This is a genomic window from Flavobacterium plantiphilum (genome assembly GCF_046000495.1).
Classification (GTDB): Bacteria; Bacteroidota; Bacteroidia; order Flavobacteriales; family Flavobacteriaceae; genus Flavobacterium; species Flavobacterium plantiphilum.
The window spans coordinates 134,170-147,109 of record NZ_JBELQA010000003.1 but is presented as its reverse complement, the minus strand read 5'-3'; the positions used below and the strand labels follow the sequence as shown (position 1 = coordinate 147,109).

Annotated in this window: 14 protein-coding genes; 1 reads left to right on the top strand and 13 read right to left on the bottom strand. The window is 33.7% G+C overall.

Annotated features, from left to right (window positions below):
- Positions 1 to 49 precede the first annotated feature (49 nt).
- From ABS764_RS06030 to ABS764_RS06005, 6 genes are all read right to left on the bottom strand, one after another.
- Positions 50 to 1,348, bottom strand: coding sequence for an efflux RND transporter periplasmic adaptor subunit (locus ABS764_RS06030; protein WP_408080899.1), 1,299 nt, complete (start codon positions 1,346 to 1,348; stop codon positions 50 to 52).
- A gap of 7 nt (positions 1,349 to 1,355) precedes the next feature.
- A complete protein-coding gene (locus tag ABS764_RS06025) occupies positions 1,356 to 2,732 on the bottom strand; it encodes a TolC family protein (protein WP_408080898.1) in 1,377 nt (458 codons plus the stop codon).
- A gap of 79 nt (positions 2,733 to 2,811) precedes the next feature.
- Positions 2,812 to 3,927, bottom strand: coding sequence for an efflux RND transporter periplasmic adaptor subunit (locus ABS764_RS06020; RefSeq protein WP_408080897.1), 1,116 nt, complete (start codon positions 3,925 to 3,927; stop codon positions 2,812 to 2,814).
- A gap of 38 nt (positions 3,928 to 3,965) precedes the next feature.
- Entirely contained in the window at positions 3,966 to 5,231 is a 1,266-nt protein-coding gene (locus ABS764_RS06015; RefSeq protein WP_408080896.1) for an ABC transporter permease, read from the bottom strand.
- A gap of 2 nt (positions 5,232 to 5,233) precedes the next feature.
- Positions 5,234 to 6,478 carry an ABC transporter permease gene (locus ABS764_RS06010; RefSeq protein WP_408080895.1) on the bottom strand — a complete coding sequence of 415 codons (1,245 nt, stop codon included), beginning with the start codon at positions 6,476 to 6,478 and terminating at the stop codon, positions 5,234 to 5,236.
- A complete protein-coding gene (locus ABS764_RS06005) occupies positions 6,471 to 7,172 on the bottom strand; it encodes an ABC transporter ATP-binding protein (RefSeq protein WP_408080894.1) in 702 nt (233 codons plus the stop codon). Before ABS764_RS06005 ends, ABS764_RS06010 begins: the two co-directional genes overlap by 8 nt.
- A 176-nt stretch (positions 7,173 to 7,348) precedes the next feature.
- Between ABS764_RS06005 and ABS764_RS06000 the strand changes: the two genes are divergently transcribed.
- Positions 7,349 to 8,752, top strand: a complete 1,404-nt coding sequence (locus ABS764_RS06000) for a DUF4403 family protein (protein WP_408080893.1) — start codon at positions 7,349 to 7,351, stop codon at positions 8,750 to 8,752.
- On the opposite strand, the gene ABS764_RS05995 is transcribed toward ABS764_RS06000, so the two are convergent.
- From ABS764_RS05995 to ABS764_RS05965, 7 genes are all read right to left on the bottom strand, one after another.
- Positions 8,753 to 9,019 (bottom strand): hypothetical protein, encoded by a 267-nt coding sequence (locus tag ABS764_RS05995; protein ID WP_408080892.1) that lies wholly within the window; start codon positions 9,017 to 9,019, stop codon positions 8,753 to 8,755.
- Positions 9,009 to 9,551: a DUF420 domain-containing protein gene (locus tag ABS764_RS05990; RefSeq protein WP_408080891.1), complete on the bottom strand. Its 543-nt coding sequence runs from the start codon at positions 9,549 to 9,551 to the stop codon at positions 9,009 to 9,011. The genes ABS764_RS05995 and ABS764_RS05990 overlap by 11 nt, the downstream gene beginning before the upstream one ends.
- Before the next feature lie 3 nt (positions 9,552 to 9,554).
- Positions 9,555 to 10,241 (bottom strand): SCO family protein, encoded by a 687-nt coding sequence (locus ABS764_RS05985; RefSeq protein ID WP_408080890.1) that lies wholly within the window; start codon positions 10,239 to 10,241, stop codon positions 9,555 to 9,557.
- A gap of 11 nt (positions 10,242 to 10,252) precedes the next feature.
- On the bottom strand, positions 10,253 to 10,894 hold the full coding sequence (locus tag ABS764_RS05980; RefSeq protein ID WP_408080889.1) for a hypothetical protein: 642 nt from the start codon (positions 10,892 to 10,894) through the stop codon (positions 10,253 to 10,255).
- A 76-nt stretch (positions 10,895 to 10,970) separates the two neighbouring features.
- On the bottom strand, positions 10,971 to 11,321 hold the full coding sequence (locus ABS764_RS05975; RefSeq protein ID WP_408080888.1) for a cytochrome C oxidase subunit IV family protein: 351 nt from the start codon (positions 11,319 to 11,321) through the stop codon (positions 10,971 to 10,973).
- Between the two features lie 19 nt (positions 11,322 to 11,340).
- On the bottom strand, positions 11,341 to 12,309 hold the full coding sequence (locus ABS764_RS05970) for a cytochrome c oxidase subunit 3 (RefSeq protein WP_408080887.1): 969 nt from the start codon (positions 12,307 to 12,309) through the stop codon (positions 11,341 to 11,343).
- 42 nt (positions 12,310 to 12,351) lie between these two features.
- Complete coding sequence (locus tag ABS764_RS05965) at positions 12,352 to 12,939, bottom strand: cytochrome c oxidase subunit 3 (RefSeq protein WP_408080886.1); 588 nt, start codon at positions 12,937 to 12,939, stop codon at positions 12,352 to 12,354.
- Position 12,940 lies beyond the last annotated feature (1 nt).

The following is a 12,940-nucleotide window of genomic DNA, read 5'->3' as shown; positions in this document are numbered from 1 at the left end:
TTATTTTACAAAAGTCTTAAAATTTAAAAAAAGAATAAAAAAGTAAAATCTATTTCTTATTATTTTGAGATTTCACCATTACTTTATCTCCCGAATTTAATTCCTTACTCACTATTGTATAAGGTCCTGTAATGACATTATCTCCTTTTTTAACTCCGCTTAAGATTTCAATATTAGTATCATCCTGAATTCCGGTTTTAACAATCGTGATTTTAGCTTTATCTCCTACTTTCAGGAAAACACACTCGAATTTTTTATCGCTTTTTGGAGCTGCATTTTTATTTTCTTCTTTCTCTTCAGGCATTTTTTTATCCAATACAGAAACGGCTGTTGTATCGGATTTTACAACCACTGCGCTAATTGGCACTGCCAGAACATTTTTTCTGGTTTTGGTAATAATATCTACTGTAGCTGTCATTCCTGGTCTAAATGGGGAATAGGTTTCAGGTTTACCTTGTAACAAATCTTCATAGGATTCTTTTAAAATCCGAACTTTAACTTTAAAATTAGTTACCTGATCTGCTGTTAAATCAGAACTTGCCGAATTAGAAATACTTGTAACCACCCCTTTAAACTTCTTTTTCAGATAAGCATCTACTTCCACATTAGCCTCATCGCCTTCTTTAATTTTTACAATATCATTTTCATTCACATCTACTTCTACTTCCATATTATTTAAGTTGGCAACTCTTAGAAGTTCCGTTCCTGCCATTTGTTGCGTTCCTAAAACACGTTCACCTAATTCAACATTCAATACCGAAATAGTCCCGTCGGCAGGAGAATAAATTGTAGTACGCCCTAAATTATCTTTTGCTTCATTTACTGAAGCCGAAGCACTCTGAACCGTATAAAAGGCATTTTGCTTAGTGGCTTTAGCAACTTCATATGATGCGATTGCCTTGTCCCAGTCGGATTTTGAAATGATTCCTTTTTCATATAAGGTTTTATTACGTTCATAACTGGATTTAGCTTCTTTAAAAGAGGCTTCACTTTGAGTCAATCCGGCTTTACTACCTGATAAATTGGATAAAGAACGATTATAGCTTGAAGTATATAAATCAGGATTTATTTTCACTAATAAATCTCCTTTTTTAACCACCTGACCTTCTTTTACATTTAACAGAATAATTTCTCCGGAAACTTCAGGAGCAATTTTTACTTCTATTTCCGGCTGAATTTTACCGGTTGCTGATACTGTCTCAACAATAGTCATAGGAACTACTTTGGCAATTTCTATTTCTTTAAAGTCTTCTTTATTTCCTAAAATTCCTTTTTTACCTAAAACAAGTAATACTCCGATTACGACTATAAAAACAGCCAGAAGGATATAAATATTTTTCTTTGACATAACTTTATTAATTTTTTATAATTGGAATTCCAAAGTAGAATTCTAATATTTTTGTTTTAAAAATATAATCGTATTTGGTTCTTAAAACTTCCGACTGCGCATTTGAAAGCAAGGTTTGTGACTGGCTTAAATCAAATGAATTCATCAGTCCTACTTCAAATTTTTCTTTGGAATAATTATACGATTGCTCCCTGGAATCCAATGCTTCGATTGCTGCTTCATAAGCTTTCAAAGCGCCTTTAACATCTGTAAAGGCTGTATATACATTACGCTCTAAATCTAATTCCTGTTGCTCTAAAGCTATTTTTGATTTTTCATAATTTACTTTAGAACGTTCTACATTATTTCTAACAGAAAAACCATTAAAAACCGGAACGTTTAACTGAAATCCAAAAGACTGTCCTTTATTATCATTAAACTGATCTATAAATTTAGGGGGTGATTGTGTCCCTATAACAGCACCTGTATTGTCTCTTAAAGCAACATCCGCATAAGAAACACGACTATTAAAATTGTAAAAACCTCTCAAAGTTGGCTGATAAGCTCCTTTAGCAATCATTACATTTTTTTGGGCTATTTCTAAATTAGTCTGAGCTATTTTTAATTCCATTCGCTCTTCTCTGGCCTTATCATAAATGGCTGTAGGAGTTTCAGAAAGTATATCTTGCTCCATTTGAAATTCATTTGTATCAGCAATATCAAAATTATCAAAACTCTCCAATTGTAAAAGTTGTGCTAAACTCAATTTAGAGATTAGTAAAGCATTTTCTGCGTTGATTATTTTTTGATTGTCAGCAGCAATAGTCGCCTTAACATCTAATAAATCACCTTTAGGCAAATTTCCGGCATTTACCAGTTCCTGAGTTCTGTTTAATTGTTTATTATCAATAGCCAGTTGTTCATTTTGTACTTTTAAATTTTCTTTGTTAAAAAGTACCTGCAAATAAGCATTGGCAACATTTAATGCAATATCATCTTTCATTTTTTGCAATTGATATTTTGCTGCAACAATAGAAAGATTTGTTCTTCTTAAGGTATTTAAATTTTGCAGACCTCTGTAAATATCAATTCCTACACTGGCTCCGGCAGAAGTAAACTGCGTAGTCTGATTTTGCAAAATCCCTGTAGTAATATCCTGATTTAAACCAATATTCCAGGAATGAGAAGCCGAAGCGGAAACAGAAGGTAAAAAGCTGCCAAAAGCATCTTTTTTATCAATAGCTGCGGATTGTGTGTCTAGTTCTGATTGTCTGATAGAGATATTATGCTCCAGAGCATATTGCACACATTCTTCCAGTGTCCATTGTTTTGATTGTGCCTGGCCTGATAAGCTAAACCCCAATAATACTGCAAAAACAAAATGATTGTATTTATTTATTTTCATATTTTTCGAATGAAAGCATAGTAAGACACTACGCAAATTTAACATTTTTTAAACCAAAAGGCATTTTTCAGGCTTCAATTTATTTTTTATCTCCTTCGGCAATCAAACCCTGGTTCCAGATTTTAATTTTATCTGATTTTTTGATACCGCTTTTAACCTGAACATAAATGCCGTCACTCACTCCTAAAACCACCTCTCTTCTTTGAAATTTTTGAGGAGCTATTTCGATTTCCACATATGGCTTTTGAGTTTTTTTATCGAATTGCACTAAGGATTCCTTAATTGCCACTGCTTTATTCACTTTTTCTAAAATAATCGAAGCATTTGCACTTAAACCAGCCCGGATAAAAGTGGCATCTTTATTCTCCAGAGAAGCTTTAATTTCAAACTGGATAGCTCCATTTTCTGCAACACCTTTAGGAGCGATATAAGTTAAAACCGCATCAAATTTTTTATTTTCAATAGCACCAACTGTAATTTCAATAGGCATATTTTCTTTGATTTTCCCTACTTCTGATTCATCAATTTTTCCAACAAAAATCATTCTTCCCACATCAGCAACACTGGCAATGGTAGTTCCTTCATTAAAATTATTACTTTCGATAACCTGATTTCCTACTTTTACAGGAACATCCAGAATCATTCCGTTTACTGTAGAACGAATCAGTGTATTGGCATAGTTTCCTAACGAAGATGTTGTTCCTGTTTTTACAATATCCAGACTTTGCTTAGCGGCCAGATAATTTTGTTTTGCCTGATTGTAAGCTAATTGTGCGCCATCAAAATCATTGGCCGAAATAACGTCTTTTTCAAATAATGTTTTTTGTCTTTGAAAAATTTTCTCCTGATTATCTAATGCAATTTTGGCTGTCTGCACCTGATTTTGGGTACTACTCACATTAGAAACATTGGCTACAACCTTAATTTTAGCAATTTTATCGCCAGCTTTAATTTTTTCACCGGCTTTAATAAATATTGTTTCAATAATTCCTGAAATATTAGGCTTAATTAAGACCTCTTCATTAGGCTGAATATTACCTGTTGCAATAGTATTTTTCACAATAGTTTTAATGGTAGGCTTTTCAGTTTTAAAAACTATTGAGGGTGCCTGATTTTTTGCATACAAATAGTAAAGCGCCCCAAAAAAAACTATTACAATGATAACTAAAATGGCTATCGTTATTCCTTTTTTCATTTTTGTTTATGGTTTAATCGATTATTCTGACTGATTATTTATTCTGTTCTTAAAGCATCTACAGGTTTTACGTTAATTGCTGTTTGAGCAGGTATTAAACCTGCCAGCAGACCGGAACCTACCAATATTAACAGTGCTATAAATACAACCCGTAAATCAACACTGGGATTAGCAAACATCATATTGCTTTCTGGTGGCATCGAATCTAAAAATACATTTAAAAGCATAATAACTCCTGTTGCGACAGCTATTCCTAACATACCCGATATAATAGTCAGAAAGATGGATTCAGTTAAAATCTGACTGCGGATTGCTCCCGGAGTGGCTCCTAAAGCTCTTCTGATTCCTATTTCTTTAGTACGTTCTTTAACCACTATAAGCATGATATTTGAAATTCCTATAACCCCTGACAACAATACCAGAGTCCCAACAAAATAAGCGATGATTTTTAGAATAGTAAACAGACTCTGGACTTTATTGAATTCTTCATATAAGTCAAAATTCCCCACTGCTCTGTCATCTTTTGGATTGATAGAATGTAAATTTTTAATTAACTCTAAAATTCTTGGTTTTAATTTAGTAATAGATACTTCGTCTTTAGCGGTAAGTGCCATCCATCCTACTTTATCCCCGTAATTAAAGGCTTGCTGAAATGTGGTAAACGGAATAAAAATATTTTTCTGTTCCTCTTCTGCATTTCCTCCCTGCTGTTTCGATTTATACACTCCGGTTACCATAAAATTAATTCCGTTAATCTTTATGTATGTCCCAATGACTTCTTCTTCTTTTGCATAAAGTGCAGCGATAACGCCTTTCCCTATAACTGCTGTTTTTCTTTTTTCATTGATATCCTGCTGGTTTATAAAACGTCCCTGAACAATATCCATAGGTTGCTGCTTAATGAGTTCCGGATAATCCCCATAAATTGTAAACGCAGCCGTTTTTGTCCCTCTGACCACGTTATTTGTACCATTAAAATTACCCAATTGATTGCGAGGCGAAACATATAACAAATCAGGCAGAGCCTGTTTCAAAGACTGAACATCACTATTTCTAAAATCATAACGACGTACTTTAGGAAGTCCTTTATATGCTTTTGAGGTAGTCTGACTCCACATAAACATGGTATTAGTAGCTATTCCGTCAAAACCTTTTTTTACACCATTTTCTAAACCATTTCCTGCGGCAAGCAGGATTACCAATATAAAAACACCCCAGAAAACACCAAATGCTGTTAGAATCGTTCTAAAAACATTAGCCGTTAAGGCCTGTAAAATCTCTTCCCAATTATCTTTTCTAAACATAATTATTCATCTCTGAGTGCTACAATCGGTTTTATTTTAGCAGCTCTGTAGGCAGGAAAAAAACCGGCTACTGCTCCGGCAAACACAAGTAAAACAAGCGTTGTTAATGCTACACCAAAATCTACTTCCGGATTTCTGAAATATTCGCTTTGTACCATTGGCCCCGCTATTTCCAGCAAAAGCAAACTGGCTAATAAACCTGAAAAACCGGCAATAGTGGTAATAAAGACAGATTCATGAAGAATCATGGAAATGATAGAAAACGGCGAAGCACCAAGTGCTTTTCTGATACCAATTTCTTTTGTTCTTTCTTTTACGATAATCAACATGATGTTACTTACCCCTACCACACCCGCAATAATAGTACAAATACCTACCCACCAGAAAAACAATCGGATATAGAGATTTAAGTCGTAAAATTGTTTGGCATTTTCTACCGAATTATAAATTCCGATAGCACTGTCATCATCCGGCGCAATGATATTTTTACTTTTTAATAATTCTTTCACTCCCTCGGTGAATTTTTTTGATTGGGCTAATGCTTCGTCATAATTGGCTTTTTTATTCAACACGAACATCATTCCGCTTATTTTATCACCAGCACCAAAAGCGCGTTGGCTGGTAGTTACCGGCATATATACTCTGGATTCTTCTCTTTCTCCTGCAGGATCCGTAAAAACGCCTACTATTTTAAAATTGATTCCATTAGCCAGTATTATTTTGCCAAGAGGATCAGCATCCTTAAACAAATCCTGTTTAATCTTCAGTCCTATTACCGCAACTTTTTCATGATTTTTTAAATCATTATCATTTATAAATCGCCCCTGGATGATTGTAGCATTTTCAAGTGACAAATAATCAGGATTGACACCTCTGAGCTGATAATTACCTGATTCCTTTCCAAATGTAACTGCACCACCCCAGGTTATTCTGGATTTTGATTTTTTATTAATTTCCGAATCATATTTTTTTACCGGAAGATCATAATCGCTGTTACGCAACTGGATCTGTCTGCCCGGATTAAGTCCTTTATATTGTTTGGTAGTAACATTCGACCAGACTTCAATAATTCCTTCAGCATCATTTTCAAACTGTTTTTCAATTCCGTTCTGAAGTCCCTTGCCGGCTCCTAATAAAATCACCAGAATAAAAATCCCTGAAGCCACAGAAACTCCGGTAAGAAAAGTTCTTAAGCGGTTTTTAGAAATAGCATCAAATATTTCCTGCCAGCGTTCAATATTAAACATAAGACGAAGCTCTAACCTGTTCTACCATTTTATCATCAATGATTAATCCGTCTTTCAGAACCACATTTCTTTTACACATGGCTGCAATATCCGGTTCATGAGTGACAATCAAAATCGTTTTCCCTTCATCATTAATCCCCTGAATCAGCTCCATAACTTCATACGAAGTTTTTGTATCTAAAGCTCCGGTAGGTTCATCAGCAAGCAATACTTTAGGGTTCGATGCCAGTGCCCGGGCTATGGCAACCCGCTGTTTTTGCCCCCCCGAAAGTTCATTGGGCAAATGATGATAATGCGTTCCTAAACCTACTTTCTCCAGATATTTCATTGCAATCTCATAACGTTCTTTTCTTTTTATACCCTGATAATATAAAGGCATTGCAACATTATCAAGTGCTGTCTTATAATTGATTAAATTGAAAGACTGAAATACAAATCCTAAAAATTTATTTCTATATCTGGAAGCAACAGTTTCATTTAGTTTTTTTATGGGAGTTTTATCCAGAATGTAACTGCCGGAATCAGCTTCATCAAGAATTCCCAGAATATTGAGAAGTGTAGATTTTCCGGATCCTGATGATCCCATGATAGCAACCAACTCCCCTTCTTTGATATTAAAATTAATTCCTTTTAACACATGAAGTTCAGAACTTCCCATTTTATAGGACTTATGTAAATCTTTGATTTCAATCATGGTGCGGTCAAATTTTAAAGCAATAATATGAATTTTATTACCTTTTTTTTGATAATAAAACGTTAATAATTATTTTAACTTTTTAATTCTGAGTATCAAATATATCAAATTTCATTTGTTATAAATAATGATTCATTTCTTTTTGTAATTTTGCCACTACTAAAACTATTCTTACAATGAGATTTCTCTCTCTATTTTCCGTCTGTTCCGTTTTATTTCTTTTAACTAATTGTGCTTCGACTCAAAAAATTGCTACATTAAAACCAGAACCGGATGATGCCAGTCCGATAGTGTACAATAATGTTCCTTCTTTTATTAATTTACCTATTACTATAAAACTGAAAGACATCGAAAATCAGACTAACACTATTCTGAACGGCTTAATCTATGAAGATAAAGATATCGAAGATGATGACATTGAGATGAAAATCTGGAAACTTGCTCCTATTTCTATAAAAAATAATCAAACTAATAACCAAAAAATAACCACTATACTTCCGCTAAAAGCGACAGTAAAATACCGTATTGGCACCAAAACAATGGGTGTTAACCTATATAACACTAAGGAATTTAATTTAAACGGTGTAATAACCCTGAACAGCTCGGTAAACTTAAACAACTGGAAACTCAAAACTCAAACTGAGTTAGGCTCTTTAGAGTGGAATGAAAGCCCGACAATCACCGTTTTTGGTAAAAACATGCCTGTTACCTACTTAATAAATCCGTCGATTAAATTATTTAAATCCAAAATTGAAAAAAAGATTGATGAGACTATTGCGAAATCTATGGATTTTAAACCAAATGTTCTGGCAGCTTTAGAGAAAATCTGTACTCCTTTTCAAATGAATGAAGCCTACGAAAGCTGGCTGAGGATAGTTCCCGCTGAAATCTATTCGACAGCAGCACATCTAAAAAACGATTCGTTTGTATTGCAAATGGGAATGAAATGCAATATGGAAACTATAATAGGGCAAATTCCCGAATCTAAATTTGATGCTGATAAAATCACTTTAAAAGCTGTAACCAGAATTCCAAATCAGATTACAGCAAATATTGTAGCTGTTTCCAGTTATCAGGATGCTTCCAGAATAATGAAGAAAAACTTTAGCGGTCAGGAATTTAGTTCCGGAAGCAAAAAAATCAAAGTACAGGACGTTAACATCTGGCACAAAAGCGGTAAGATGGTCATTGCATTAGATCTAAGCGGTTCCATAAACGGAACGGTATACTTGGCTGGATTTCCTAAATACAATTCCAATAAAAAAGAAATTTATTTTGATGGATTAGATTATGTGCTGGATACCAAAAACAAACTGATGCGTACCGCAAACTGGCTGGCGCAGGGAATTATATTAAGAAAAATTCAGGAAAGCTGCCGTTATTCCATTCAGCCTAATCTTGAAGAAGGAAAAAAGACAATGCTCAATTATTTGAACAACTATTCTCCTATGCCGGGTGTTTTTGTAAATGGAAAAATGGAAGATATACAATTTCAAAAAATAGAACTCAGCCAGAATGCCATTATTGCTTTTGTAAAAGTAAACGGCGAAATCAACATAAGTGTTGATGGCTTAAAATAATTATTTTGATTTATTTTTCTTCATTCGATAAATCATATATCCAATAATCGCTACCAGCAAATAAGGAATAACCATCAAATAAACAATTCCGTCATTGACAGCCTCCGCCTGAGCATTATTAGCATCTCCTCCTAAAGCAGCTCTACACATGGCACATTGGGCATTTGTAGTAACAGAGAATAGAATATAGAAAATAGAAAACAGAATCTTCATTTTTCCATTATGACTTGCAACTTCTGACTTCTGACTTCTGATTTTAGTAAACATAATATGGAGAGATCATTAAATAAACTACTACACCGGTAACTGCAACGTACAACCAGATAGGAAAAGTAATTCTGGCAATTTTTCTATGTTTATCAAACACTTGTGCCAATGCCCTAACATACGTAATCAATACAAGTGGGATAATAGCTATAGATAAAATAATATGGGTGACTAATATAAAATAATATACATATTTAATAACTCCTTCACCTCCAAATTTAGTAGAATCAGAGGTCATGTGATAGGCTACATACATCACTAAGAAAGCAACAGAACAAGCTATAGCGGTTTTCATTAAATTTTCATGCAAACTTACCTTTCCGCTTTTTATAGCTCTTACAGCCAGAATTAACAGAATAGCAGTAATCCCGTTTACTGTAGCATAAATTGGGGGTAAAAAAGAAAGCGGCTGTACGTCAAATCCTAATTTTCTTAAATTAACACCAAAAAGCAGCGCAACCACTAGTGGAATTACAATCGATAAAGTTACAATCCACTTATTATATTTTTTTTCTAAATTTTGATTTTCCATGATTTATTCTGCTAATAAAATACTAATATCCTGTTGAATATCTCTCACACCTGATTTTTCTAATCCGTCATAATATAAAATTGGATTGCCAAAATCGTCTTTTCGACAACGGATATTTCCATTTTTATCAATCAAAGCAAACATTCCTGAATGTTCAAACCCACCGTTTACTTTGTTGTTCTCTCCTGCATAAAGATTAAATCCTTTATTAGCCAAATCAAAAATTTCCTGTCTGTCTCCCGTTAAAAAATGCCAGTTGGAGGATTTAACCCCTAACAATTCTGCATGCGATTTTAAAACTTCAGGGGTATCATGTTTAGGATCTATAGTAATAGAAACAATTCCGAAATTAGGATTCCCAAAGAATTTCTTTTCCAGAATCAACATATTCTGATTCATTTTAGGACAGATAGAGGGGCAAGTTGTAAAAAAGAATTCCAGCACATATACCTTACCTTTATAACTTGCATTACTTATGGTTTGATTATCCTGATTAACCAATTCAAATTTTGGTGCCGGACCTATTTTTACCAAACCACCTTCAGCATTGGATTCGGAAGATACTTTATCCAAACGGTCTGCTTTTACGACAGCTCCATTTTGAATACGCGAAATAATTTTGGGAACTGCATAAATTCCAAAAATTAAAATGATAAACGAAATTCCGATATATGATTTATTTTTGAACATAAAAAGTAGATTTACAATTGTTTGCTAGCGTTATGATTTTTCTTAAGAGCGGCACGGTATTCATAAAGGATAATTTTAAAATCATCTAACATATCGTTACTCAGCTCAGAGGGATGAAAAGTATTGTAACCTTCTTTATATTCTTTTTCCTCTTTCCGACCTCTTAAATTTCTGTTTTTATCAATAATAAACACATTTGACGTACCAAAGTCAGCATCTAATTTACCCACTAATTGTAACTGATTATAAAAAGTCTGAATTTCATCAGGAGTAGTAAACACAAAATGCCATTGGGAGACATCGGTAAAATCATCAAAAGCATCCATAATGCTTTTTACATCTTTTTCTGTTCCTAAAGGACATACCATAACGAACTGCAAATCCTGAAAACTATGATACCGCTGATAAATCTTTTCATTCAGATTAAAGAGATTGCCTCTGTTTTTTAAAATTTGTGTCCCCGAAAAACCAAGAATAGTAATTTTATTGTCTAAAGTAACCTTTTCTCCATTTAAAGATTTCCAGTTGCCTAAATCAGCAACTGTGGGAGTAATAACAGGAAGTTTTGTAAAACTGTTGACGCCTGAAGCAAAAAAAAGATAAGCTACAATTGGCAAAACGAATAATACAAAAAGAACAATATTTTTTTTCATCAGACTTGAAATAATTTAAATGCAAAAATAAAAAAAGGCACGCAAATGCGTGCCCTTTTTTTGAATTAATATAGTGTTAAAAATTCCATTTAATGGTCGAATCTTTAAAAACCCCATAAATATAATGCCCTTCAGTCAACAGAATGAAAAGTAAGTATACGACAAGAAAAATAACCGTTGAAACGATAGACCATCTCAGACTTGCAGTTTCCCCCTCAAGGTGCATAAAAGCCCAAACGATGTAGTATGCCTTAAATATTGTAAGGGCATAAAATATCCAGTTTAACAAACTTAAACCAAGAAAATAACCGTGGTGCAAAGCGTCCGGCTTATAAATACCTAAAACAACTTCTATAATTGTAACTACTGATAAAATCCCAAATACTTTCCAGATTCTACCTATATTTGATACATGCTCGTGTGACATAATAAATAAACTTTAAAAATTAAACCAGATAGAAAACGGTGAATACAAATACCCATACTAAGTCAACAAAGTGCCAGTATAATCCAACTTTCTCTACCATTTCATAGCTTTTTCTCTTCTCATAAGTTCCAAGCAATACATTAAAGAAAATAATAATATTGATAATAACTCCTGAGAAAACGTGGAAACCGTGGAAACCGGTTATAAAGAAAAAGAAATCAGCAAATAACTTACTTCCATATTCATTTCTGATTAGATTTGCTCCTTCAACCACTACAGCTGCATCAGCTAATCTTTCTTCAGACTCGGCTCTGGTAAGAATTGTTTTTTGTTTGTCTTTTATAAGCTCCGTTCTAATCAACACATCCGGATTTGCTTTAAAACCTGCCTGAACCTCAGCTACAGTGTAAGAAGCCATATCAGCTTCTTCCATAAACCATGTACCATGGCTTCTGGTCAACTGCTCTCTTTCTTTAGGTAACTTAACAGCAAAATCAGCTAAAGCAATTTGCTTGCCGTCTTTAACAAACTGAAGAATACTTCCTCCTTTTGTTTCGATAGCTCCGTACTCCCCTTTAATGAAATTTTTCCATTCCCAGGCTTGTGAACCAACGAAAATTAAACCACCAATAATGGTTAAAAACATATATACAATTACTTTATTTTTCTTCATTTGGTGACCTGCATCAACAGCTAACACCATTGTTACAGATGAGAAAATCAAAATAAAAGTCATTAATGCCACATAATACATTGGAGCAGAAACTCCATGCATAAATGGAAAGTGAGTAAACACTTCATCGGCCAATGGCCAAGTTTCAATAAATTTAAATCTAGAAAACCCATAAGCCGCTAGAAATCCAGAGAACGTTAAGGCATCTGATACGATAAAAAACCACATCATCATTTTACCATAACTTGCGTTCATAGGCTCATTGCCGCCTCCCCAAGTTTTTTCACTATTTGCAGTAGTAACTGTCGCTTCCATAAAAGTTATTCGTTAAAAAGTTCCCAAATTTACGTTTTTTTCTTATTTAAAGAAATATAAAAATAAAAATAATAAAACCCACAACAAGTCTAGAAAGTGCCAATACATTGCACCTAGTTCTATACCAAGAGTTTGAGTCGAATTGTATTTTTGTTTAAAATGATTATAAATTATAATTAAAAGTGAAATTAATCCTCCCGCCAGGTGCAACAGGTGCATAAAGGCAATAATATACAAGAAAGTCACTGTTATCGAGCTTCCCTGACCTGTCATGTAATATCCTCTTTCTATAATCTGACCAAAACCTGCAAATTGTGATACCACAAACAAAACTCCTAAAACTAAAGTCGCCAGAAGCATCATAGTAGTTTTATTACGATTATCTTTTTCGATTGCTTTTTTTGCCATGTAAAAAGTTACACTACACACAATAATTATTATTGTACTAAAATGAAAAGCTGTTGGCAATTCGAAATCTTTTAACCAGTCTACTCTGGATTTACTTACCACAAAAGCACTGGTAAGCCCTGCAAACATCATAGTCATACTAATCATAGCAAACAACAAAATCAGCTTATAAGATCTTGCCGTTCTCTCTTTTTGCTCTTGAGCCGTTATTGAAACTTCCATA

Bases quoted from the DNA above. Each gene is read 5' to 3' on its own strand.
- ABS764_RS06005 (WP_408080894.1), bottom strand. From the start codon at position 7,172: ATGATTGAAATCAAAGATTTACATAAGTCCTATAAAATGGGAAGTTCT.
- ABS764_RS05975 (WP_408080888.1), bottom strand. From the start codon at position 11,321: ATGTCACACGAGCATGTATCAAATATAGGTAGAATCTGGAAAGTATTT.
- ABS764_RS06015 (WP_408080896.1), bottom strand. From the start codon at position 5,231: ATGTTTAGAAAAGATAATTGGGAAGAGATTTTACAGGCCTTAACGGCT.
- ABS764_RS05965 (WP_408080886.1), bottom strand. From the start codon at position 12,939: ATGGAAGTTTCAATAACGGCTCAAGAGCAAAAAGAGAGAACGGCAAGA.
- ABS764_RS05995 (WP_408080892.1), bottom strand. From the start codon at position 9,019: ATGTTTACTAAAATCAGAAGTCAGAAGTCAGAAGTTGCAAGTCATAAT.
- ABS764_RS05980 (WP_408080889.1), bottom strand. From the start codon at position 10,894: ATGAAAAAAAATATTGTTCTTTTTGTATTATTCGTTTTGCCAATTGTA.
- ABS764_RS06020 (WP_408080897.1), bottom strand. From the start codon at position 3,927: ATGAAAAAAGGAATAACGATAGCCATTTTAGTTATCATTGTAATAGTT.
- ABS764_RS06000 (WP_408080893.1), top strand. From the start codon at position 7,349: ATGAGATTTCTCTCTCTATTTTCCGTCTGTTCCGTTTTATTTCTTTTA.
- ABS764_RS05970 (WP_408080887.1), bottom strand. From the start codon at position 12,309: ATGGAAGCGACAGTTACTACTGCAAATAGTGAAAAAACTTGGGGAGGC.
- ABS764_RS06030 (WP_408080899.1), bottom strand. From the start codon at position 1,348: ATGTCAAAGAAAAATATTTATATCCTTCTGGCTGTTTTTATAGTCGTA.
- ABS764_RS06025 (WP_408080898.1), bottom strand. From the start codon at position 2,732: ATGAAAATAAATAAATACAATCATTTTGTTTTTGCAGTATTATTGGGG.
- ABS764_RS05985 (WP_408080890.1), bottom strand. From the start codon at position 10,241: ATGTTCAAAAATAAATCATATATCGGAATTTCGTTTATCATTTTAATT.
- ABS764_RS06010 (WP_408080895.1), bottom strand. From the start codon at position 6,478: ATGTTTAATATTGAACGCTGGCAGGAAATATTTGATGCTATTTCTAAA.
- ABS764_RS05990 (WP_408080891.1), bottom strand. From the start codon at position 9,551: ATGGAAAATCAAAATTTAGAAAAAAAATATAATAAGTGGATTGTAACT.